The organism is Clostridium sp. AM34-9AC (assembly GCF_003480225.1).
GTDB lineage: Bacteria > Bacillota > Clostridia > Lachnospirales > Lachnospiraceae > Acetatifactor > Acetatifactor acetigignens.
On the sequence record NZ_QUIU01000004.1, the window covers coordinates 41,614 to 66,719 of the forward strand.

A 25,106-nucleotide genomic window follows, 5' to 3' on the forward strand; every position below is an offset into this window, starting at 1 on the left:
TTTATTTCATTGACCTGGGCGCTCCGCTCATACCATGTCAAATGCGCAGCTTTGTACGCAAGCGTCCAAGCCGTGCATTCGTCATGGTATGGCTGAGCTGTTACACCAGGTCAAATATACTGATCTGATTGGACTCCGGGAGGTCGCCCAATAATCCCAGGGAATCCATCAGGTCGATGATGGTCTTGGAGACTTTGGTTCTCTGGCGGAAATCATCTTTAGACAGGAAGGGGCCGTCTTTTGCCGCTTCCACGATGGCATCCGCCGCCTTCTCTCCCAGTCCGTCGATACTGTTTAAGGAAGGCATTAATTTGCCATCCACGATCTGGAAGGATCTGGACTGGGCTCTAAAGATATCAATTGGCTCGAATTCAAAGCCTCGTGCATACATTTCCTGCACGATACGCATATCACCCATGGCATCCTTCTCCTTATTGGAAAGCGTATCCTGTCGCTTTTTGTAATCCACCATAACGCTCTCTAAATGCTTCTGTCCCTGACACATAATTTCATAAGAAAATGCCTTGGCACGAATACTGAAAAACGCTCCGTAATAGGCTAACGGATAATGGATCTTACAATATGCAATACGCCATGCCATCATAACGTATGCCGCCGCATGGGCCTTCGGGAACATGTACTCGATCTTCTGACAGGATTCAATATACCACTGGGGTACATTGTGGGCCAGCATGTCTTCTTTCCACTCTTCCCACATGGCGCATCTGCCCTTCGCCACCATGCCTTTACGCACGGCCTCCATGATCTTGAAGGACTTCTCCGATTCCACACCCATCTGGATCAGATACAGCATGATATCGTCACGGGTACAGATGGCGGTGGAAATCGTTGCCACGCCGCTCATGATCAGATCCTGTGCATTTCCCAGCCATACGTTGGTACCGTGGGATAGGCCGGAAATACGCACCAGATCGGAAAATGCCTTGGGCTTGGCATCGATAACCATCTGCATGGCGAAATCGGTACCAAACTCCGGGATACCCAATGCCCCCAGCTTTGTTCCGCCGATCTGCTCCGGAGTAATGCCCAGCGCATCCGTATTCTGGAACAGACTCATGACATCCTGTCCGTCTAAGGGAATCGTCAGAGGATCTCTCCCTGTCAGGTCCTGAAGCATACGGATCATGGTAGGATCATCGTGTCCCAGAATATCCAGCTTCAACAGGTTATGGTCAATGGAATGGTAATCAAAGTGTGTGGTTATGGTATCCGTGGTCATATCGTTGGCGGGATGCTGCACCGGGGTGAAGGAGTTGATATCCTGTCCTAAGGGCAGTACGACGATTCCGCCGGGATGCTGACCGGTACTGCGTCGTACTCCGGTACATCCGGAAGCAATACGGTCAATCTCGCTGGTCCGCTTGTGAATGCCACGTTCTTCAAAATAATTCTTCACGTAACCGAAGGCCGTCTTATCCGCCAGGGTTGCAATGGTTCCGGCACGGAAGGTCTGTCCCGCGCCGAAGATAACCTCAGTATATTTATGAGCCTTGGACTGGTACTCACCGGAGAAATTCAGGTCGATATCCGGCTCCTTGTCTCCCTTAAATCCCAGGAACGTCTCAAAAGGAATATCAAATCCGTCTTTATGGAGCTTTTCTCCGCACACCGGGCACAGCTTGTCCGGCATATCGATTCCCGCCTTACCGGCATAGGCCTTAACCTCATCACTGTCAAAGTCCACATAATGGCATTTGCTGCAATAATAATGGGGGCTCAAGGGGTTAACCTCCGTGATTCCCGCCATGGTCGCCACAAAGGAGCTTCCTACGGATCCACGGGAGCCTACCAGGTATCCATCCTCCACCGACTTCCATACCAGCTTCTGCGCAATGATGTACATTACGGCAAATCCGTTCTTGATAATGGAGTTCAATTCCTTCTCCAGTCTTGCCTCTACGATCTGAGGCAGATCTGGTCCGTAAATTTCATGGGCTCTGTTATAACAGATCTCCGTCAGTGTCTTATCACTGTCGGGAATGACCGGAGGACATTTGTCCGGGCGCACCGGTGCAATAGTCTCGATCATGTCTGCAATCATATTGGTATTGGTAATAACGATTTCTTCCGCCTTATCACTTCCCAGATAAGAGAATTCTTCCAGCATCTCTTCCGTGGTATGTAAATACAATGGTGCCTGATCATCCGCATCATCGAATCCTCGTCCCGCCATGATGATACGGCGGTAGACCTCATCCTCTGGATCCAGGAAATGCACATCACAGGTAGCCACTACCGGCTTGTGGAACTGTTCTCCCAGGGACACGATCTTCCGGTTGATATTCTGAATATCCTCAATGGAATTTACATTCCGTACACGTTCCGAAGCGATCATGAATTTGTTGTTGCCGCAGGGCTGGATCTCCAGATAGTCATAGAATTTCACCAGTCTGGCAATCTGGGCATCCGACTGTCCGTCCAACAGTGCCCGGTACAGTTCTCCCGCCTCGCAGGCACTTCCCAGTATCAGTCCTTCTCTGTACTTCATCACCAGACTCTTGGGAATCCGGGGATGTTTGTTAAAATAGGTCAGATGCGACTGGGACACCAGACGATACAGGTTGATACGCCCCAGATCATTTTTCGCCAGAATAATGGCATGGTAAGAGGGCATCTTCTTCACGGCATCCACACTGGAAGCTCCCAGTGCATTGACTTCCGTCAGATTATGAATGTCCTGCTCTTCCAGCATTTTAATAAATTTCACGAAAATATGGGCCGTGCACTCCGCATCATCCACGGCTCTGTGATGATTCTCCAGGGAAATCCCCAGGGTCTTGGCCACCGCATCCAGCGTATGCTTCGACTGGTTCTTCAAAAGTACTCTGGAAATGCCCACGGTATCCACATAGGTAAACTCCTGCGGATAGCCCAGTCTTCTGCAATTCTCCATAATGAAACTCATATCAAAGCTGGCATTGTGAGCCACCATGATACAGCCTTCACAGAACTGCAGAAACTGCGGCAGGATCACGTCGATCTGAGGGGAGTCCATGACATCCTCATCCCGGATACTGGTCAGCTTTTCGATCTCGAAGGGAATGGGCACATCCGGATTGACAAAGGTGGAAAAACGATCCACGATCTCTCCACCGGATACCTTTACCGCACCGATCTCAATAATGCGGTTGTTGACCGGGGAAAATCCCGTGGTCTCGATATCGAATACCACATAATCCTCATGCAGACTCTGTCCCTTATCATTCGTCACTATCTCTTTCAGATCATCCACCAGATAGGCTTCCACACCGTAAATGATCTTGAAGAAATCCTGCTTGTCCGGATTCTCGTCTCCGGCTTCTTTCCGCTTGCCTTTTTCTGCTTTCCACAGGTCATCCCAGACATGGTTTGCATCGGTAAAACTCTGTACCACGCCGTGATCCGTGATGGCAATGGCCCGATGTCCCCATTTGTAGGCGCGCTTTACAATGTCCTTGGCCTCGGAGACACCGTCCATATCACTCATCTTTGTATGACAGTGCAGCTCCACACGCTTTCTGGCGGAGGTATCCATTCTCGTATTGGTAAAATCAGGGATCTTCTTGATTCCCGCAATGGAACCGATAGCCAGCTCGTGATCGAACTTATCCATCATACAGATTCCCTTGACCTTTAAGAAAGCTCCCGGCTTGATGTCCCCGGTCACTTCCTTCACCTGCTCGGTACGCACGAACATCTTGATGGTCATGGTATCGGTAAAATCAGAGATATTGAAAATAATAATCGTCTTCTCGTTCTTGATGTCACGGGTATCCACGGACAGCACCTTACCGCGGATGACCACCTCACCCATCTCTCCGATGAGTTCCTCAATCTTCATGGCCTCTTCTTCGAAATCACGCCCGTAGATGACATCCGGATTGTCTGATCTCTTCAACGCACCTTTTTCAAAGTTACCACCCTTACGAAACTCGCCCTTTTTGAATTCTCCACGCTTGAATTCACCGCGGCTGCCACCCTGAAAGCTCTTGGTCACGCCACCGGCATTCTCGGTCTTCGGCTTTTGTGCGGTCTCTGCAGCCTTGCCGGTTTCCGGATCCTGTGCTGTACTTTGCCCGCTTTCTTCCGCCGATGCAGTCTGCTCTCCTTCTTCTCTTCTGCCTTTCGTACGACTGTAAATGGCATCCACCTTCAGGCGGATCTTTGCTTCCTCTTCCTCCTGGAAACGCCCGGTCTCTTTTTCCACATAAGCCGTATGGATCTTCACGGAGAATCCACAACGTTCCACCAGAATCTTCTCCAGAATCTGCAGGATTTCCCCTTCCATACTGTGATTTAATACCGTATCTTCCAGCGTTAAAAGCATTTCATTTTCCGAAGGATACTCGATTTTCGCCGTCTTCAGGGCATTATACTGGATATGGCTGTACTCCCGGAATTCCTCCAGAATACTTTCCTTATAAATATCCATCAGCTTTTCCGGATTGTACTGGGAAGACAATTCGAACTTTTCGTATATTTTCACTGTCAGGTTGGCCTGAGGGAACAGCTGCTTCTTGATCTCCTGTTCCGTGGTCCAGATGTCCGCTTTCTGGATCAGGCGGGTACTTTTTAAGTACACCCGAAGAAAGTCTCTGCGTTTTGTCGCCGAGACTCTCTCCACTTCTGTCTGCCCCATCAGGTCACGAATGTCCGTATTCAACTGTAACGAAGGAAATACCTCAAAAAACGGTTTACTCATTTATTTTAACTCCAATGATCCAATTCCTCTTTCAAGGCGGGGAGCAGCTGATCCTCCGGAAGCTTTTTTACGATCTCGCCATGCTTGATCAGCAGACCTTCTCCGATACCGCCCGCAACTCCCAGATCCGCTTCTTTTGCTTCTCCGGGGCCGTTTACCACGCAGCCCATGACAGCCACTTTGATATCCAGCGGGTAATCCTCTACCATTTTCTCCACTTTAGTGGCCAGATCGATCAGATTGATCTGGGTTCTTCCACAGGTGGGACAGGATACGACCTCAATGCCGCCCTTGCGCAATCCTAATGTACGCAGGATCAGCTTTGCGGATTTGATCTCCTCTACGGGATCTCCTGTCAGGGATACCCGGATGGTGTCACCGATGCCCTGGCTTAAGATCAGGGACAGACCGATGGCTGACTTGATATTACCGCTGTTCACAGTACCGGATTCGGTAATGCCCACATGCAGAGGGTACACCGTACGGCCTGCCAGCAGTTCATGGGCTTTCACGCACATCAGCACATCCGAAGATTTGATACTGATGACCAGATTGTCATATCCCAGATCTTCGATCATGTGTACCTTGTCCAGTGCGCTCTCCACAATACCTTCCGCAGTCACTCCACCGTATTTTTCCACCAGCGGCTTCTCCAGGGAACCGCTGTTCACTCCCACACGGATCGGGATATTCCTCTCTTTTGCTGCATCTACCACAGCCTTTACCCGCTCCGGATTTCCGATATTCCCAGGATTGATGCGGATCTTGTCGGCACCGTTCTCAATGGCTGCCAGTGCCATACGGTAGTCAAAATGGATATCCGCCACTAAAGGAATGTGGATCTGCTTCTTGATCTCCCGGATAGCTGCTGCCGCCTCCAGCGTCGGTACTGTGCAGCGGATGATCTCACAGCCTGCCCTCTCCAGACGCAGGATCTGCTCTACGGTTGCCTTCACATCCTCGGTCTTCGTATTGGTCATGGACTGGATGGCGATAGGATTGCCGCCGCCGATCTTCCGGTCTCCGATCTGTATTACTTTGGTATGCATTCTGTAAGTATCTTTATCGTTCATAAGGGCACCTGACCTTTCTCGTCATTCTCATATGTCTATTACTATACCCCTTTTCCGAAAGCCTTGTCAATTCGCAGAAGTGCTGAAATATCCCGGACTGTTCTGTCTGGCATATCCCAAAAGTTCCAGTTCCATCAATGCCCGGTTCAGTGCGGAAATGTCCGTATATTCTCCCTTCTCCCAAAGTTCCTGCAACAGCGTCTCCGATGTCTTTGGCACAGGTTCCAGACATTCCAAGATCTTTTGCAGGGATTCTTTGGGCAATTTTACTTTTGCCGTATTTCTGCCGGTTTCCCTATTATTTTTCCGCCCGTTCTTTCCTCCGGAGCCATCTGCGGAAAGTCCCTGTTTTTCCTCCCAGCTCCGCAAAAAATCCTCTGCAAAACTCTCCGGAGATAAAAACACTCCCGCTCCCTGCGTCAGCAGATGATTGCAGCCGTCACTGAGCCTGTCCGTAAGCCTGCCCGGCACCACATAGACGTCCCTGCCCTGTTCCAGTGCCATATCCACTGTGATCAACGTCCCGCTCTTCTGTCTGGCCTCAATGACGATCAGAGCATCCGACAGTCCGCTGACAATACGGTTTCTTGGTGGAAAATACTGGGGCAGCGGCTTTGTTCCCGGCGTATAGGTGGAGAGCAATCCCCCTTTTTCCAACAGTTCTTCATACAATCTTCGATTCTGTGCGGGATAACAGATATCCACTCCGCATCCCAGCACACCATAGGAAGTTCCTCCCGCAGATAACGCTGCCTGCTGGCTGATCCCATCAATCCCCCGGGCCATTCCGCTGATGACCTGTATTCCCGCTCTTCCCAGATACTGTCCCAGTTCCTCGGCCACATATCTGCCGTATTCCGAACACTCTCTGGCACCGATGACCGCCACCGCCGGTTCGTTCTCATCCGGCAGTTTTCCCCGGTAAAAAATGCCGTAAGGCGAATCCGGAATTTCTGCCAGTTTCCCGGGAAATCCTTTCTCCTCCCGCAAAAGAAAGTGGATCTGTTGTTCCGAAAGCTGTCCATATTCCCGTTCCCACTCTCCGCTTTTCTTCTGCCGTTCCAAGGCTTCCGCCGCAGAATTGCCCACGCACTCCCTCCATTCCTCTGTCTCCGCCTCATATACCGCCCGGGGTGACCCGAAGCGTGCAAGCAGCCGTTCTGCCCGCACGCCCCCGATTGTATAGGTGCTGCACAAAAAATATGCATATTTTCTCTCTTCCTCCGCCATAAACATACCTGTCCCTTTCCCTGTTTTCACACAGCCCGCACGTTTTCCGTTATTTTCGTACCGGCCCCTTTTTCTTGCCGGACACTTAATGTACCCGGTTCCGGCACACAATTAATTCCAATACGTCTCCGAAGGTCGATAACACGCCGCCTCCAGCAAATGTTCCCCCGTGATCTCTTCCCGGTCCTCCAAATCAGCTATGGTTCGGGCAGTTTTGAGAATCCGGTGATAAACTCTGGCACTGAGCTGCAGCGTACGATACAGCTGTTCCATGACTTTCTGCCCCTCCTCTCCCAACGGGCAATATTCTTCCACCTGTGCAGACCGGATGTCCCCATTGAAACGGCAATCCGTTCCTGCAAAACGCTCCGCCTGCCGTTCTCTTGCATGCCGGATCTGCCGCTTCATATCTTCACTGCTTTTTTCCGTTTTCGTTTTCTGCAGATGCAGAATATCCACGGGATGCAGTTCCACACACAGATCAATCCGGTCTAAAATCGGTCCCGATATCTTTCCCAGATATTTCTCGATCTGGGGCTGGGTACAGCGGCATTTATTCCGGTCCGGATAATACCCGCAGGGACAGGGATTCATAGCCGCCACCAGAATAAAGTCCGACGGATAAGTGACCATCCCGGCACTTCTGGCGATCTGCACTTTACGCTCCTCCATAGGCTGTCGCATGCCATCCAGCACGTTTTTCCGGAATTCCGGAAGCTCGTCCAGAAACAGTACACCCCGATGGGCCAGCGATACCATACCAGGTCTTGGGATGCCGCTTCCCCCGCCGATCAGTGCTGCCTGTGTCACAGTATGGTGTGGTGCATAAAAAGGCCTCCTTGTGATCAGTGCCTGTCCCGGCGGCAGAAGTCCCGCCACACTGAAGATTCCTGTCACCTCCAGACTTTCTTTCAGTGTCAGAGGCGGCAGGATTCCGGGGATTCGCCCGGCGACCATGGATTTTCCCACCCCGGGCGGCCCTATCATCAACAGATTGTGGAATCCCGCCGCAGCGATCTCGGCACCCCGTTTAGCATTCTCCTGTCCCGCCACTTCCCGGAAATCTCCCGTATCCTGTCCGGTTCCTTCCCTTAGCAAGTCCTCCGCCCGGATCCTCGGCTGATACACTTTTTCAGTTTCCAGCTCCGGATGGTTCAGTGCCGCCAGCAGATCGTTCAGACAGTTCACACCCCAGACCGTGATCCCCGGTATCACCGCAGCCTCCATGGCATTTTCTCCGGGCACCACCACCCTTCGGATACCGCTTTTTGCCGCCTCCTGAACAATGGGAAGTACACCCTTCACCTTCTTGATCTCCCCATTCAGGCCCAGTTCTCCCAAAAACAATGTATCCTGCAGCGCTTCCTCCGGTACCAGTTCCATATCCCGCAAAAGTCCCACAGCTATAGGCAGATCAAAGGCGGTACCATCTTTACGTCGACCTGCCGGAGCCAGATTTACTGTGATATGTGCCGGTGGGATCTGGAAACCGGAATTTTTCATGGCCACACTTACCCTCTCCCGGGATTCCTTCACCTCACTCCCCAGCGACCCCACCAGCTGAAACGATGGTAGTCCCCCTGCCAGATCCACTTCCACGCGGACCAGATATGCCTGCAGACCATAGACTGCAGCCGAACAAACTGTAGTAAACATAAAATACCTCCTTTAAAATGTTTTATTTATTATGGAAATAACAGTGAAACAAAACAGAAACAGATAAAACGAATGAATCTGACAAAAATAATCAGACTTAACAAAACAATTCATACAATGGGTAATCATAAGAGCCCGCAAAAGGGCAGTGAAACTACCGGAATCTTCTTAGAATTAATATCAGAAATTTTAAATGAAAACGTCTTTTGGTGAAAAATCCTCCGGAACCTCACTACAGATTCACAAAACCGTACGCTTTCCGCTGCGTCGTCTGGTCTGCTCCTATATAGCCGGTTCCGGATCATTCCTTTAAATTTTATTTTCCATGCTGTCGGGATCCTGAGCGAACTGGATCGCATGTTCCCTGTCGATCTTGCCTTCAAAATACAACTGAACAATAGCCTCATCCATGGTGATCATACCCAGTTTCCGGTTGGTCTGCATGACGCTGGCCAGCTGGTGGGATTTGCCCTCACGGATCAGGTTGCGGACCGCATGATTGGCATGCATGACCTCAAAAGCTGCCACACGGTGCTTGCCGTCCGCTGTCGGGATCAGCTGCTGGGATATGACTGCTTCCAGTGTGTTGGACAGCTGGACACGGATCTGTTGCTGCTGATGTGGTGGGAAGACATCGATCACACGGTCTACGGTGCTGGCTGCACCGATCGTATGCAGGGTGGACAATACCAGATGTCCGGTCTCCGCTGCCGTAATAGCTACACTGATGGTCTCGAAGTCACGCATCTCTCCGACCAGAATGACATCGGGATCTTCACGGAGTGCCGCTCTTAAAGCATTGGCATAATTATTGGAATCTATGCCGATCTCACGCTGGTTGACCATGGACATCTTATGCTGATGCAGATACTCGATAGGGTCCTCCAGAGTGATGACATGGGCATCTCTGTTGTTGTTGATCTTGTCGATGATGGCGGCAAGCGTCGTGGATTTACCGCTTCCGGTAGGTCCGGTGACCAGTACCAGACCACGTTTGCGCTGATACAGTTCCACCACGGATTCCGGTACACCCAGCTCTTCCGGAGAAGGCACCACGGTTCCTACCAGTCGGAACGCCAGAGCCACGGAACCTCTCTGCTTGTAGGCATTGACACGGTAACGTCCGCAGTTGGGAATAGAGAAAGACATATCGTATTCTCCCCGTTCCTCAAAACGTTCTCTCTGCACTTCCGTCATGATATTGACTAGTACTTCCAGCGTGTCTGCCGGAAGCATCCTGGGATAATCCATGGTGATCAGATTGCCGTTTACACGCATTTTGGGTGGGATACCTACCGTCAGATGTACATCACTTGCTCCCGCTTCCTTGGCGGCTCTGAGTATTTCTTCGATTGTTGGCATAATTGCTCCTCACTATTTATTGAATATGTACCGGTTGTCCATGGTCTTCATGACATCCACGATCTGGATGTCCTCATTCCCGGGAAGGGACAGATCCAGGATACTGTTATCCCGGAAGCTTACCACTGTCGGCCGCAGTACACTTTCTTCATTTTCATTCAATACCAGTGCTTTCTCTCCCGTACTGAGTTCCACGCTGGCACCGGGCGGAAGGATATTGATGGAACGGATCAATGCCCGTACCGTCTCCGGATCATATACCTCCGGGTGCTCCAGAAGTTCCTGAAGAGCCTTCACCTCAGACTGTGCCGTTCCCTGTAATGTCATGGCCGTGATCTCATCATAACGGTTCGCCACCAGCAATACATTGGCTCCGGCCAGCATTTTATACCTGCTCTTCTCTCCGTCTTCCGGGAACAGGTCCAGCTGTTTTCTGGCTGCCTGCTGGCAGATCCTGCGGATGCCGGATCCGTCGGTGGCAAAAGCCTCCTCGATGATACCGTAGGCCTCTTCCTGCGTCTCGCAGTTCCGCAGCATATCCTCTCTGGTATAAGGTGCCCCGTAATACACGTCATCATGTTTTTTCACTTTTCCCATATCGTGAAGGATGGCAGCACATACGGTATGATACTGTTCTTCCCGTCTGATATTCATCACATGGGTAACCATGGCACAGAGTATTGCCACGTTCAGGGAATGTCTGGAGAAATAATCCTCCCGGCTTCTCAGATTCTGGTAGAAATTGATTTTCTCATCCAAGTGTCCGTAATTGCGGATGACCATATCTGCGATGGACTGGGTACGGTTCTGCTTTCTGGTCTTCAGGATACGATCCTGTTCCTCTTCGATGGCACTGACCGCCTGAATCTGAAACCGTTCGAACTCCAGGTCCTCCTGAGTCAGGGGTGGAAGCGGTTCTGCCGGTTCCAGTACATAGACACCGATCAATCCGAAATTACGAATACTTTCTATTGCCTGTAATGACAAAAGGGAATTTCTGTCAAACAAAAGAATACTCTTCTTATTATAAACAGGTCTTGCCAGACGCATTCCCGTCTTCAAGTCTTCCGTTCTTACAAAATGCATCCCTGTCCCCCCCTTATCTTTAGTCACTTATAGAAATAAATATATCACAGTGTTCCTTAATTGACAAGGTGATGTTTAGTCCTCACGCAGGGCCTCCGCCAGCTTATGCAATGCTCTTTTTTCCATGCGTGAGACATAGCTTCTGGAAATTCCGAGGACATCTCCCACCTCCTGCTGTGTGTGTTCTTTACAGCCCAGGATCCCATAACGCATCACCAGAATCCGATACTCCCGCTCCGTAAGACAGTGGTCCAGAGCCAGGAACAGGCGCCTGATATTTCTGTCAAGTTCCAGATCCTCCACCACGTCCTTCTGCTTCTCTTCGATCACGTCCAACAGATGGATGGCATTTCCTTCCTTATCCTGTCCGATAGGTTCATACAGGGAGACTTCCCTGGAAAGTTTTTTGCGGCTGCGCAGCATCATCAGAAGTTCGTTATCAATGCATCTGCAGGCATAGGTAGCCAGTCTTCCTTTTCCTGAGTCAAAAGAATTCACTGCTTTGATCAATCCGATACATCCGATAGAGATCAGGTCCTCCATGTCCTCCTCAACATTCTGGTATTTTTTGGCAATGTGTGCCACCAGGCGCAGATTCCTCTCCACCAGGATCTCCCTGGCCTGTCTGGATTCTTCCACGGTACCTTCCCTAAGCAAGCGGATATAATACGCTTCTTCTCCTGCGGTTAATGGCTGCTGAAAGGTCTTCAAAAAATCCCTCCGTGGACAGTTGCTTATGATAGTTTATGTGATTTTCTGTCCACAAGTGCCTGTCAGTCTCCCACGTTCCTCAGAATAAAAACTGCGCCATCACGTAATTGCTCAGATCCAGCCCTCTCTTTGTCAGTGCCAGGAACCGGTCTTTTTTCTGATTCTCTTTCCTCTCCGTAACGGTCAAAAGACCATCCGCCACATTCCGTGCGATCACTTCTCCGTAGACTTCCTCCACAGTCCTGCCGTATTGTTCTGCAAAATCCACACAGGATACTCCTCTTGTCAGCCGCAGTCCCAGAAACATGGTCTCCTCCATCCGGTCCTGTACCGTCAGTGTCTGCTCCTCTTCCCTGCTTTCCAGCGGATGTGCCAGATAAGCTCCCAGACTCTTTTCGTTCTGAAACCGCACATTATCGATAAGGGATGCCGCACCGATACCGAATCCCAGGTAATCCCTGCGGATCCAATAGCCCACATTATGTCTGCATTCATAACCATCCCTGGCATAGTTGGAAATCTCATACCGATGGAACCCATACTTTGCCAGCACCTCTATGGTCTCCTCATACATGGCACGCTCCGTCTCTTCCTCCGGCAAGGGCAATTCTCCCCTCTCTGCCATGGCCGCAAAAGGGGTTCCCTCCTCCACGATCAGGCTGTAGGCAGAGATATGCTGCGGCATGGGTTCTAAGTGTAGCACCTTTTCCAGCGTGTCCCGATAGCTTGCAAGCGTCTGTCCCGGCAGTCCGCTCATGATATCCACATTGATATTCGTAAATCCTGCCTCCACGGCCTCCCGGTACACCTGGCAGAAACCTTCAAAATCATGGATCCTGCCCAGATTTTTCAGTTCTTCTGCCTGGGCAGACTGCATACCGATACTGAGACGGTTGATTCCTGCCGTGTAAAAATTCCGAAGTTTCTCTGCGCTGGCCGTCCCCGGATTCACCTCCATGGTGATCTCTGCGTCCTGTGCCATTGCGAACTGCTCTCCGATACGGTCCATCAACTGCCCGATCTGTTCCCCGGACAACAACGACGGCGTACCTCCTCCGATAAATATACTGGTCACGGTACGGTCACTGTAATCTTTTGCTCTTCCCCCGATCTCTGCAAAAAGTGCAGCCATATAGGCTTCCCTTGTCTGCTCCGTGGCAGGGGCAGACAGGAAATCACAATAGCTGCACTTTCTTACGCAAAAGGGAATATGAATGTATAATTCCAGTTCCTTTTTATTCATATTGCTCCTTCAATTACTTCATCAGTTTTTATCATCCAGCTTCAGAACACTCATAAATGCCTTCTGCGGGATCTCTACATTGCCGAACTGACGCATACGCTTTTTACCCTCTTTCTGCTTCTCCAACAGCTTCTTCTTACGGGTAATATCACCGCCGTAACATTTCGCCAGCACATCCTTACGCATGGCCTTTACCGTTTCTCTGGCAATGACCTTGCCGCCGATGGCTGCCTGGATAGGAATCTCGAAGAGGTGTCTGGGAATCTCGTCCTTCAGCTTTTCACACATCTTACGTCCTCTCTCGTAAGCAGAATCAGCACAGACGATAAAGGACAGGGCATCCACTTCCTCGCGGTTGATCAGAATATCCAGCTTCACCAGATTCGATCTCTCGTAACCCTTCAGATCATAATCAAAAGATGCATAACCACGGGAACGGGATTTTAAAGCATCAAAGAAATCATAAATGATCTCGTTCAGGGGCAGTTCGTATTTCAACAACGCTCTGGTACCCTCGATGTATTCCATGCCGAGGTATTTGCCGCGGCGCTCCTGACACAGTTCCATGATAGAACCGATAAATTCGGAAGTCACCATGATCTCCGCATTTACCACCGGCTCTTCCATATATTCGATCTCCGAAGGATCCGGCAGGTTGGAAGGATTGGTCAGCTCGATCACTTCCCCGTTGGTCTTGTGTACCTTATAGACAACGCCGGGGGCGGTAGTCACCAGATCCAGATTGTATTCTCTCTCCAGTCGTTCCTGAATGATCTCCAGATGCAGCAGTCCCAGAAATCCGCACCGGAAGCCAAATCCCAGTGCCACAGAAGTCTCCGGTTCATAGAACAGGGACGCATCGTTCAACTGTAACTTCTCCAACGCATCTCTCAGATCCGGGTACTTGGAACCGTCTGCGGGATATAATCCACAATATACCATGGACTGTACCTTTTTATAACCGGGCAGAGGTTCTGCGCAGGGATTGTTGTCGTCCGTTACGGTATCACCCACTGCAGTATCCTTTACATTCTTGATGGAAGCCGTGATGTAGCCTACCATTCCGGCAGAAAGCTCGTCACAGGGGATAAACTGTCCCGCTCCGAAATAACCGACCTCCACGACCTCTTCCTTCGCTCCGGTAGCCATCATGCGGATCATGGTACCCTTTTTCACTGTGCCTTCCATGACACGGCAGAAAATGATAACACCCTTATAGGAATCATATACAGAGTCAAAGATCAATGCCTGTAAAGGGTTGTCCGGATTCCCCTTGGGGGATGGGATCTTTTTCACGATCTGCTCTAAGACTTCCTCAATACCGATGCCGTTTTTCGCGGAGATCAGCGGAGCATCCTGTGCCTCGATACCGATGACGTCCTCGATCTCTTCAATGACTCTCTGGGGATCTGCGCTGGGCAGATCGATCTTGTTGATGACCGGGAAAACATCCAGATCATGATCCAGTGCCAGATAGACATTGGCCAGTGTCTGTGCCTCAATGCCCTGTGCCGCATCCACCACCAGAATGGCGCCGTCGCAGGCCGCCAGAGAACGGCTGACCTCATAATTGAAATCCACATGGCCCGGAGTATCGATGAGGTTGAAAATGTATTCCTCTCCGTCCTGTGCTTTATATACGGTACGCACGGCCTGTGCCTTGATGGTAATGCCACGCTCTCTCTCCAGGTCCATATTGTCCAGGACCTGTGCCTGCATCTCTCTGCTGGTGAGCAGACCGGTCTTCTCAATGATACGGTCCGCCAGGGTGGATTTGCCGTGATCTATGTGTGCCACAATACAAAAATTGCGGATTTTGCTCTGATCTATTACTGCCATACTACTGTCCTTTCCTGACATATTCTTGCATCTAACGATTGTAGCATAAATTCCGCATTCTTGTCTATGATTTTACTTCGATTCGTTGTCTTATCCTGCTTTTATGTATCGCTACTCTCCCTTAAGCACCATATCCAGAATATGTGCCAGAGGATCACAGGCATTTATGGCCTCCTCCACAGTATTGTTCTGGGCTCCCAGTTCCACCAGAAGTGTCCGGGGACGCAGATGCATATTGTAGCGGTAGCCCTTCAGATAGATCCTGCGGGTCAGTCCCGGGTAATACTCCGCCGCCTTCAACTGCATCTGAAAAGAAAATGCCAGATTGGCCTCCTGGTTCTCGTTGGCCAGGTAGTCAATATCTCCCGTCTTGCGGGTCCTGCTCAGACCGTTAAAGAACATAAATCTTGCCGTGGGTCTCCCTTGAATATCCGTCACCAGCTTTGTCTCTTCCGCCACCTCATCCCGGTGCAGATCGATGATCACCTGGATAGAGGGATTCTCCGCAAGGATCTGTTCCACTGCCGGAAGTGCCCGGGAATACGCATTGTCTCTGGTCTCCACATCATATTGACCGGTATGGTGCAGCACCCGGTAACCATATTGTTCTGTCAGGATCTTGGTCAGACACTCTCCCACTCCCACGATACCGGTGTTCACATCTCCCGGAACCGAATCCGCAAAAGCCTCCTGGGAATGGGTGTGATAGATCAGGATCTGTGGTCCGTCACCTTCCTGTGGCAACGTCATATCCATTCCCAGCAGTTTTTCCACGGATAACTGATCGCTGCCTGCCATGGTATTGGCATCTATGGCATAAAAATTCCGTACCAGTGTCTCATAATCCGCAAGCTGTGTGCGGTCAATCTGCACCTGTTGTACCGCCGGACGAAAATTGCTCAATGCAGTCCCGGCTGTTGCCTCCACACTCTCCGGGATAAGGGCCGTCTGCTGCGTTTCCTCCGATTGCGGAAGGAGAAGTTCTTCGCTGATCAGATCTTCGGTGGTCAGGGTCCGGCAGGTAGTCTCATCCTCCTCCGGATTCTGTGTCCCCTGCTGCTCCACAATACCATAGCCTAACAGCGGTACTACTTCCCACATATTCTGCTGCAGCAGTAATCCGGTACTGCCGCTTTCTCCTGACAAAGCTTCGGAACAGGCAAATACCGGAAACTCATTTTCTCCCCGATCCGCCATCAAAAGCCCACAGATAACTGTCAGCAAAAACAGTGCGATCCGCCAGACAGTATTTTTCGGATTCTTCACGGTCCGCGCTCTCCTTCCGCACTTTTTTTGTTACGACAGTTCAGCCCTCGTCGGTCACAAAGTCGCCTTGACCTGCTCTTACGTCACTTCGTGACTACCTTTGCTCGTAATCCGGTGCTCAACTCATGAACTGTTACCCTATATATATGCAGTTACGCCCAGTTTTTTTCCATGGCAATATTGATTCCCTCGGAGACCGTGTAGCTGACCCGTTTGATCACAGAATCGATATCCTTTCCGGTCATATACATATTGTTCAGTTCTGCAAAAGCCATGCGGTGCTGTCCCATATATTTGACCGCATCGAACTCCTTTTCCCCGCTCATCAGCTTCTCCAGTGCATCTCCCACAATCGTGGCGGCATCCACCACCGTGGGGATCCCGATGGCAATTACCGGTACGCCCAGGGTCTCTTCGGTCAGGGCATTGCGGTGATTGCCCACGCCGGAGCCGGGCTGAATGCCGGTATTGGTGATCTGGATCGTACGGTTCAATCTTCTGGTGCTGCGGGCCGCCAGCGCATCCACCACGATCAGCACATCCGGTTGCGTCTCCTTCACCACACCGCTTATGATTTCTGCCGTCTCCATACCGGTCTTCGCCATTACCCCCGGCTCAATACTGCTGACCAGATTCATACGGGTACAGTTGTAGGCTGCTTTGCCGTAGGCTCTGACCACGTGTCTGGTGATCAGCAGATTGTCCACCACCTGCGGTCCCAGAGCGTCTGCCGTCACTTCCCGGTTCCCCAGCCCCACGATCAATACCGACAATTCCTCCGCTTCCCCGGGCATCATTTTCAAAAGTTCCTCTGCTAACGCCTCCGAGATCTCCCTGTGGTAATCGTCATCCGGTTCCACCATGGCCGGCGCCTCCATGGTCACATAGACACCCATGGGCTTTCCCAGTGTTTTTTCCGCATTTTTCGTATCGATGGTCACCTTGGTAATGCGGATATCCGTCTCTTCCTCATAGTGCTCGTCCACCGACACACCCCGCAGTTTGCTTTCCTCTTCATTGACACTTTCTCTTGCCTCCAGAGCCAGGTCTGTTCTGATCTGAAAAGTTTCCATTTTTTCACCCTCTGTCTGCCTTTCTTATCAATACATTTTTTACAAAAATCCGCAAAATATGTATTGACAAAAGCTCCCAGATTGTCTAAACTACAATAGTATGTTTACGTTAGTCTTCCGTGTCTGGCTAAAGTGAAACATTTCTTGTAAATTATAATTTTATTGTATACATTATGGAGGTGTACGACTTGGCTAACATTAAATCTGCAAAAAAGAGAATTTTAGTATCCCGCACAAGAGCTGACAGAAACAAAGCTATCAGATCCGGCGTTAAGACCGCTATCAAGAAGGTATACGCTGCAATCGAAACCGGTGACAAGGAAGCAGCTAAGGCTGAATTAACCGCTGCTACCAAGACCATCGAGATGGCTACTTCTAAGGGCGTTTACCACAAGAACAACGCTGCAAGAAAGGTTTCCCGTCTGAGCAAAGCTGTCAACGGAATGGCTTAATTTTTCTTGCACTGGTACAGAATTTAAGACATACAAAAGCGCCTATACCGTCATGTAGGTGCTTTTTTTGTGCCCTTTTTCAAATGTCACTTCTTGCTGCCTCATTCCAGGCAGATCCGGCTGACTGTCTTCCGCCCGTTTCATATACTTTATACACCATCTCGCTTAAAAGCTCGATGGTGTACATTTGCCAAATACCGATTCTTGTGCAAGCACAAATCTGTACCTGGCTCATCGTATACACAAAAAAGGACCTCTGCACAGTACACTATGCAGTGATCCTTTCTTATTTTATATCTTATATTCTTATGCCTTGCGTTCTTACAGCTTACTGCTGTGCTACATCCTTCATGGAGAAGCTGATTCTGCCCATCTTATCCTTACCCAGGCATACTACAGTCACTACATCGCCCAGAGTCAGAACATCTTCTACACGGTTGATTCTCTCCTTGGCGATCTTGGAGATGTGTACCATGCCTTCCTTGCCGGGTGCGAACTCGATGAATGCACCGAACTCCTTGATGCTGACTACCTTACCCTTGAAGATCTGGCCCTCTTCGAAATCGGTGGTGATGATCTTCACCATCTCCAGAGCCTTATCCATCATTTCCTTGTCAGTACCGCAGATAGATACCTTACCATCATCGGTGATATCGATCTTCACACCGGTACGGGCAATGATCTCATTGATGGTCTTACCACGCTGTCCTACTACATCACCGATTCTGTCGGGATCGATCTGAATGGAGATGATCTTGGGAGCGTACTTGCCAACCTCTGTTCTGGGAGCAGAGATAGCGGGCTTCATGCAGGTATCCATGATGAACAGTCTTGCATCACGGCATCTTGCAATAGCGCCTTCTACGATAGGTCTGGTCAGACCGTGGATCTTAATATCCATCTGGATCGCGGTAATACCTTCGGTAGTACCGGTTACCTTAAAGTCCATATCTCCGAAGAAGTCTTCCAGTCCCTGGATATCGGTCAGCAGAACGAAATCGTCATCGGTCTCGCCGGTTACCAGACCACAGGAAATACCTGCTACCATCTTCTTGATGGGTACGCCTGCTGCCATCAGGGACATGCAGGAAGCACAGGTGGATGCCATGGAGGTAGATCCGTTGGATTCAAAAGTCTCAGATACGGTACGAATTGCATAAGGGAACTCGTCCTCACTGGGCAGTACGGGGATCAGGGCTCTCTCAGCCAGAGCGCCGTGACCGATCTCACGTCTTCCGGGTCCGCGGGAAGGCTTGGTCTCACCTACGGAATAGGAAGGGAAGTTATAGTGATGCATATATCTCTTGCTTACTTCGTTCTCATCCAGGCCATCGATCTTCTGCTGCTCGGACAGAGGTGCCAGAGTACATACGTTACAGATCTGGGTCTGTCCACGGGTGAACATAGCGGAACCATGTACACGGGGGATGATGTCTACTTCTGCTGCCAGAGGACGGATCTGGGTGATTGCACGTCCATCGGGACGCTTGTGATCTTTCAGGATCATCTTACGAACGGTCTTCTTCTCATACTGGTATACTGCCTCACCTAAGATAGCCAGCCACTCTTCGTTCTCAGCGAAAGCCTCGGTCAGCTTGTCGGTGATCACACGGATATTCTCCTCACGGGTCTGCTTATCATCGGTGAATACAGCTTCTTCCATCTCAGCGGGAGATACGATCTTCTTCATCTCCTCGAACATTTCAGCGGGCACTGCACAGCTGGTGTACTCATGCTTCTTCTTGCCTACTTCTGCTACAATCTTGTCGATGAAAGCAATGATGGTCTGGTTCACTTCGTGAGCCTTATAAATTGCTTCGATCATGGTTGCTTCAGGAATCTCGTTCGCTCCTGCCTCGATCATGATCACCTTTTCTCTGGTGGAAGCAACGGTCAGGTTCAGATCACCTTTCTTCCACTGCTCCTGGCTGGGATTGATGATGAACTCGCCATCGATCATGCCTACCTGGGTCATAGCGCAGGGGCCATCGAAAGGAATATCGGAAATGCAGGTAGCGATAGCTGCACCGATCATAGCCACCAACTCCGGACGACACTCGGGATCCACGCTCATTACCATGTTGTTCAGGGTTACATCATTACGGTAATCCTTGGGGAACAGGGGACGCATGGGTCTGTCGATGACACGGCTGGTCAGAATAGCATTCTCACTTGCCTTGCCTTCTCTCTTGTTGAAACCGCCGGGGATCTTACCCACAGCGTACATCTTCTCTTCATACTCTACACTCAGAGGGAAGAAATCGATACCGTCTCTGGGCTTCTCGGAAGCGGTTGCGGTACAGAGAACAGTGGTATCACCATAGTGCATGAATGCACATCCGTTTGCCTGCTTACCTACACGGTTGATATCAACCACCAGAGGTCTGCCTGCAAGATCCATCTTGTAACTTTGATACATAAATTCCTCCTATCCATCGTACTGTGACTGTTATCTTTGGTGCCACGCTACGATATGAATTATTATTCTACGGGCTGGAGGATTACCGAAACTACTGAAAATTCCATGTTGCTCCCATGATCCGCAACATAATCTTTTCAGCGGTCTCGGGGCTCACTTCCATCCCGTGTGTTACCTTTTCAGGCGCGGTGAATTAGATTTTCACCGTGCATATGCATGTAATGAGAAACAAGAGAAGCGGAGCGCCGATGTAATCGGCAGACCCCGCTCACCAGTCAGCATTATTTTCTTAAGCCAAGCTTCTCGATTAATGCACGATATCTCTCGATATCCTTCTTCTTCAGGTACTCCAGAAGACCACGTCTCTGACCTACCATCTTCAGCATACCACGACGAGAATGATGATCCTTGGGGTTCTCCTTCAGATGCTCGGTAAGCTCCTGGATTCTTGCAGTCAGGACCGCTACCTGTACCTCAGGTGAACCGGTGTCACCGGGGGTTCTTGCATACTCGTTCATGATGGCTGTTTTCTTTTCCTTAGAAATCATTTCTTTTTCCTCCTGTTTTTTAAACGCCAGATACCAAGACTAAGGTCGGAGTGTCCGTAATCTGGGCATCGGCTAATCATACTGTTTCAATATATCATAGTTTCTATCGGTTGTAAATATATTTTTCTATTTTCTTGTGACCCGTTTCTGCACCTTTTCCTCGTACATCCGGCTGTCTGCAATTTTTACATAATCTGCAAAGGTCTGCTCGGATTCCGGATCCGTCACCACGGTACCGATACTCATGGACAGCGGGAACGGAAGCTTCTGGGCTTTCCCCTCCGCCTCCAGTGTTCTGCGGATGCGCAGCACCAGCTCTCTGGAAACCTCATCGGACTGGTAAGTCTGGATCAGCACGAATTCATCCCCGCCGGTTCTGGCCGGTACGGCATCCCGGCTGCTGCACTGCATCAGGGCTCTCGCCGCGGCACAGATGGCCATATCTCCGTACTCATGTCCAAAAGTGTCATTGATGTATTTCAGACGATCCAGATCCACGAACAGAATCAGCAGTTTGCGGTTATTCAGTCTGGAAACGCGGAAGGACTCCTCTCCCAGCTGCTGGTACCCCATGCGGTTATACATACCGGTCAGCGTATCCATGATATACAGGGAAGACAGCTTACGGTTCATATAAGCCAGCATTTCTTTTTTATGAAGGTTCTCCATGGAACGGGTCAACGCATTCATGATCTGGAACAAGTACTGTTTTTCCATCATGTATACCGCATTACGGATAGCTACATAGCCAACGGTACGCTCTCCGAAATGTAACGGCAGGAACAAAAAGTTCTGTCCCGGCTTCGGATAATCGAAGGTCGGGAAGATGCCATCCACTTCCTGTCTGTCCAGATCCAGTCTCTGGTCCCTCTCGTAGGCAAAGGTCATCTGCATCTGTCTCGGATAACCATGCAGGGAAAATCCCTCGTCCGAAGGGGTGGCATCCAGATGAATACTCTTCTCCGTTTCTTTTTTATAGGCATTGAGGTGATCATCCAGCACCAGATACATGGCATCGCATTTCAGGGACGGAATGCACTGGGGAATGCAGTACATCATTTCTTCTACGGTATTGCACTGCATCATCTCTGCCTCCATAGACAGGACTTCCTCGTCGAATTCCTCACTTTCCACGCTGTACATGATCTGATCCTTCAGATGGGTCCTGGCATCCCTGCTGCTCCCCTTGCCGCAGCCGCAGCTCTCCTGCCACAGCATCTCGGTATTGGTGAAGTTATACCGGGGGACGCTTTCTCCTGCCCAGATTTTCAGAAGGATATCCATTCCCTTGTAAGCAGCTTCCTCTCTGATATGTCCCACAGTGGTAATACTCGGCGTGTAAAATCCGGCCTTGTCGAAGTTGTCAAAACCTGTGATCCGGAAATCCTTCGGTGCCGTAAATCCCATCTGGGCCGCTGCTTCGCATACCGCTACCGCCACATTATCATTGATACAGATAATGGCATCCGGCAGCTCTTTGTGGGTGTCCCACAGATGCCTGTAGCCTTCCAGTCCGCTCTTGTAGTCAAAGGAACCGTACCAGATGTCATTCTTATCTATTTTGATCTTGTGTTCTTTGGCATAGTCAAGCATTCCCTGCAGTCGGCAGCTGCTCTCATAATTGCTGTTAGCCCCCACCAGCAGCCAGAATTTTTTGCAGTCATGCACCTCATGCATATGTGTGATCACCTGCTTCATAGCAGAATAATTGTCAATGCCCACATAATGAAAGTCTTCCAGCTCGTTGGCAATGGAGACTACCGGAAGGCGCGACTGCTTCGCCTTGTGTATTACTTCCGCCAGCACTGCCGGGGAACTGATATTATTCAGTTCCAGAAGAATACCGTCGAACTCCGACAGATCCGGAAGGTTAAAAATATTATATTCTGCCCTGTTATATCCGGCATCTCTGTTCCAGTTGCCGGTACTATTGAAAATATATAGATTTACCTCTTCGTTCGTTTCTTTTATTCTCTGTAAAATACCTGCCGGCCAGGCATAGGTAAACAACCTTCTCCAGCCGTCGGTGATCAAAGCTACTTTCCGCATATTCCTCACCCATTTTCGTCTCTGTACGAAGCCCCTTTTTTTCGTTCAGGGACCGCCGATATATACAAAAATAGTATCATAGTTCCCCGTGAAACGCAATTGTAAAAGAAAAGGCACTCGCATGTCTCCGAATGCAAAAAAGCATTGCCCCGCCCTTTTGCGAAAGCAATGCTTTTTATCAGTCGTGAATGACACGGACACATTTCACAGGTGTACGATACTTATAGCTGCTGATCTTGATACCGGTCTTCGGGCTGCTGGCGTGAATTACCTGTCCTCCACCGATATAAATAGCTACGTGATTAATATTACCCTTGCCGTTACCATAGAATACCAGATCACCGGGCTTTAGCTCGGATGCACTGATCTTGGTGCCCTCATTGGCCTGTGCTCTGGAGGAATGGCTCAGGGTAATGCCGTATTTCTTGAATACGCTGAGAACGAAACCGGAGCAGTCCGCACCCTTGGTAAGGCTGGTGCCTCCCCAGACATAAGGGTTACCTACGAACTGTTTTGCATATTCTACCAGATCTACGCGGACATCGGATACCCCCTGTCCGTAGAGAAGCTCTGTCATGGTGATGGCGGTATCCAGCTTTTCTTCCACTGTGACATAATCTTGGGATACATAAGCATCCTCGCCATCAATAGAAATCTTCACCCAGCCGTCGGAACCGGTCTCCACATACTCCATCTCTTCTCCCTGTCCCACCTGAGTCACGATCTCACTGGTGGTATTGGGCTCCTGACGTACATTCAGGCCATCGGTATTGGCAATGGCTACCGTATGAACCAGTTCCATGGCTCGGATTCTGGCTTCCGGTCCAGTCAGCAGGAATTCCTTGCTGACATAACCTTCCACTTCACCGGACTTGATATGTGCCCAGTCATCTACGGTCTCGACCACTTCACAGGCCGCATCCTTGGGAAGCTTACCTACCAGCTTACCGTCTGTGGAAGATACCGCTCTCACATTCAGATTACCGGATTCCACATTGGCCACACCGATATTGGTATAGCCCCAGGAAGCTCCCTGGGCATCCTGTGCGATCTGGATGTATTCCTCCAGTGTACGCTCCGTCTCCAGGACAGAAGCCACACCGCCGGATGCCATGAGGACACTGCTTTCTGCAGCGGAAGCGGAAAGCGGTGCCGCCAGCATACACAATGCCAGGCCGGTGGCTACGATCTTTACTTGTTTTTCTCTTGTATGTTTTATCATAAATTCTTCTTTAAAATCCTTTTACAAATATATTACAGAATTGTTACATCACAAGTCTGATTATACCTGTCTGCAGGCTTCCTGTCAACCCATGGAAAATTTTTCCACTACTGTTTCCCGCCGTCGCTCCTTCCTCCGTAAAACGAAAAAACCGGCGTATGAGTGTCTGTCTGCACCCGATACGCCGGATCTCTTGTTCCAGGAATGGAACTTGTTATTTTATCTTCTATGGCCACCGCCGCCATGGCTGACACCGCTGCTGCTCCGATGACTTCCTCCGTGACCGCCGCTGTGTCCGCCGCTGTGTCCGCTACTGCTACTGCTGGTCTCGATCCTGCGGGTCACCACGTTCTTACGCAGATACTGGTCTCTGGTATTGTTGATCTTGGGCTTTTTGCCATCAAGATACTGATTGACCGTAGTAGTATCCTTTGCTTTGCTCTGATGCAGGTTCACTGCGGCATAGATCAGTGCAACGACAAGACCTGTCAGGATCCAGGGAGAAAAGGTCATCGGCATACTTTCCTTACTTTCCTCCATGGTCCTGGTCACATAACTGATACAATTCTTATACGCTTTGTAGGGGCTTTCGTCTATGTAATCATCCACTGCGTACAGGGCCTGGTCGATCTCGTAATCGCCAAAATAATCATAGACATTTCCACAGGTAGACAGCCAGCTTCCCTTTTGTCCTTCATAGGCATTGTCCAGCAGCAGAACTCCGTTGCCGTGTACCTTGTCATAACCGAAATTGTTGTAATCATAGAAGTTATCCGCCAGATCTCTCATGGCTGTACTCCAGTCGGTACTGCCGACTTCCTTCGCATGAAATGCCTCCGCAAGACCCGGATTTTGCAAATCATACTCTACGGATTCGGAGATCGTTACGATCACGATGTCCGCCTGGATCTTTTCCTCACACTCTGCTATATATTCCCGCAGGCTCTGCTCCTCTTCGTCTGTCAGCATATCCGCATAGTCAAACACACGCTCTGTGGGATCCTGGCTGTTGCCCCGGACAGTCTTCGGTGTAAGCAGATGAACGACTGCCGCTCCGATGGTAATAACCGCCAGCACTCCGGCAATGATGAACCATACCTTAAAATATTTCAGGTACTGTCTCAGTGCTTCTTTCTTAATATCTTTTTCCATTGTCCCGTTATCCTTCCCTCATA

General features: G+C 50.0%; 17 protein-coding genes. 1 reads left to right on the forward strand and 16 read right to left on the reverse strand.

The genetic code is table 11. The annotated features are described in order from the left end of the window. Positions 1 to 100: 100 nt before the first annotated feature. The 11 genes from DW835_RS03485 to gpr all read right to left on the reverse strand — a co-directional run bounded on the left by DW835_RS03485 (position 101) and on the right by gpr (position 17,241). Positions 101 to 4,702 (reverse strand): PolC-type DNA polymerase III, encoded by a 4,602-nt coding sequence (locus tag DW835_RS03485; RefSeq protein ID WP_118730691.1) that lies wholly within the window; start codon positions 4,700 to 4,702, stop codon positions 101 to 103. Positions 4,703 to 4,707: 5 nt separating this feature from the next. After that, positions 4,708 to 5,775: a flavodoxin-dependent (E)-4-hydroxy-3-methylbut-2-enyl-diphosphate synthase gene (gene ispG / locus DW835_RS03490; RefSeq protein WP_022311818.1), complete on the reverse strand. Its 1,068-nt coding sequence runs from the start codon at positions 5,773 to 5,775 to the stop codon at positions 4,708 to 4,710. A gap of 66 nt (positions 5,776 to 5,841) precedes the next feature. Further along, positions 5,842 to 7,011, reverse strand: a complete 1,170-nt coding sequence (gene dprA / locus DW835_RS03495) for a DNA-processing protein DprA (RefSeq protein ID WP_147353698.1) — start codon at positions 7,009 to 7,011, stop codon at positions 5,842 to 5,844. 105 nt (positions 7,012 to 7,116) lie between these two features. Continuing rightward, positions 7,117 to 8,661 carry a YifB family Mg chelatase-like AAA ATPase gene (locus tag DW835_RS03500; RefSeq protein ID WP_117568723.1) on the reverse strand — a complete coding sequence of 515 codons (1,545 nt, stop codon included), beginning with the start codon at positions 8,659 to 8,661 and terminating at the stop codon, positions 7,117 to 7,119. Positions 8,662 to 8,970: 309 nt separating this feature from the next. Then, a complete protein-coding gene (locus DW835_RS03505) occupies positions 8,971 to 10,023 on the reverse strand; it encodes a type IV pilus twitching motility protein PilT (protein WP_022311815.1) in 1,053 nt (350 codons plus the stop codon). A 12-nt stretch (positions 10,024 to 10,035) separates the two neighbouring features. After that, complete coding sequence (locus DW835_RS03510) at positions 10,036 to 11,109, reverse strand: HD domain-containing phosphohydrolase (protein ID WP_118730693.1); 1,074 nt, start codon at positions 11,107 to 11,109, stop codon at positions 10,036 to 10,038. A 75-nt stretch (positions 11,110 to 11,184) separates the two neighbouring features. Next, the gene (gene sigK / locus DW835_RS03515) at positions 11,185 to 11,820 is read right to left on the reverse strand and encodes an RNA polymerase sporulation sigma factor SigK (protein WP_022311813.1); all 636 of its coding nucleotides are present in this window, start codon (positions 11,818 to 11,820) and stop codon (positions 11,185 to 11,187) included. A gap of 79 nt (positions 11,821 to 11,899) precedes the next feature. Beyond that, positions 11,900 to 13,063 (reverse strand): radical SAM family heme chaperone HemW, encoded by a 1,164-nt coding sequence (hemW, locus tag DW835_RS03520; RefSeq protein WP_118730694.1) that lies wholly within the window; start codon positions 13,061 to 13,063, stop codon positions 11,900 to 11,902. A 21-nt stretch (positions 13,064 to 13,084) separates the two neighbouring features. Continuing rightward, positions 13,085 to 14,902: a translation elongation factor 4 gene (lepA, locus tag DW835_RS03525; RefSeq protein WP_118730695.1), complete on the reverse strand. Its 1,818-nt coding sequence runs from the start codon at positions 14,900 to 14,902 to the stop codon at positions 13,085 to 13,087. A 111-nt stretch (positions 14,903 to 15,013) separates the two neighbouring features. Continuing rightward, positions 15,014 to 16,168, reverse strand: a complete 1,155-nt coding sequence (locus DW835_RS03530) for a stage II sporulation protein P (RefSeq protein WP_243037032.1) — start codon at positions 16,166 to 16,168, stop codon at positions 15,014 to 15,016. Positions 16,169 to 16,320: 152 nt separating this feature from the next. Further along, positions 16,321 to 17,241, reverse strand: a complete 921-nt coding sequence (gpr, locus tag DW835_RS03535) for a GPR endopeptidase (protein WP_117464776.1) — start codon at positions 17,239 to 17,241, stop codon at positions 16,321 to 16,323. 188 nt (positions 17,242 to 17,429) lie between these two features. Here gpr and rpsT point away from each other — a divergent pair, with 188 nt between their 5' ends. Beyond that, positions 17,430 to 17,693 (forward strand): 30S ribosomal protein S20, encoded by a 264-nt coding sequence (rpsT, locus tag DW835_RS03540; protein ID WP_022311808.1) that lies wholly within the window; start codon positions 17,430 to 17,432, stop codon positions 17,691 to 17,693. 328 nt (positions 17,694 to 18,021) lie between these two features. On the opposite strand, the gene DW835_RS03545 is transcribed toward rpsT, so the two are convergent. From DW835_RS03545 to DW835_RS03565, 5 genes are all read right to left on the reverse strand, one after another. After that, complete coding sequence (locus DW835_RS03545; RefSeq protein ID WP_117464775.1) at positions 18,022 to 20,112, reverse strand: polyribonucleotide nucleotidyltransferase; 2,091 nt, start codon at positions 20,110 to 20,112, stop codon at positions 18,022 to 18,024. A 281-nt stretch (positions 20,113 to 20,393) separates the two neighbouring features. Next, complete coding sequence (gene rpsO, locus DW835_RS03550) at positions 20,394 to 20,660, reverse strand: 30S ribosomal protein S15 (RefSeq protein WP_022311806.1); 267 nt, start codon at positions 20,658 to 20,660, stop codon at positions 20,394 to 20,396. Between the two features lie 126 nt (positions 20,661 to 20,786). Then, a complete protein-coding gene (locus DW835_RS03555; protein ID WP_118730696.1) occupies positions 20,787 to 22,709 on the reverse strand; it encodes a GGDEF domain-containing protein in 1,923 nt (640 codons plus the stop codon). Positions 22,710 to 22,887: 178 nt separating this feature from the next. Beyond that, on the reverse strand, positions 22,888 to 23,931 hold the full coding sequence (locus tag DW835_RS03560) for a C40 family peptidase (RefSeq protein ID WP_118502528.1): 1,044 nt from the start codon (positions 23,929 to 23,931) through the stop codon (positions 22,888 to 22,890). A gap of 219 nt (positions 23,932 to 24,150) precedes the next feature. After that, positions 24,151 to 25,083, reverse strand: a complete 933-nt coding sequence (locus DW835_RS03565; protein ID WP_118730697.1) for a TPM domain-containing protein — start codon at positions 25,081 to 25,083, stop codon at positions 24,151 to 24,153. Positions 25,084 to 25,106: the final 23 nt, after the last annotated feature.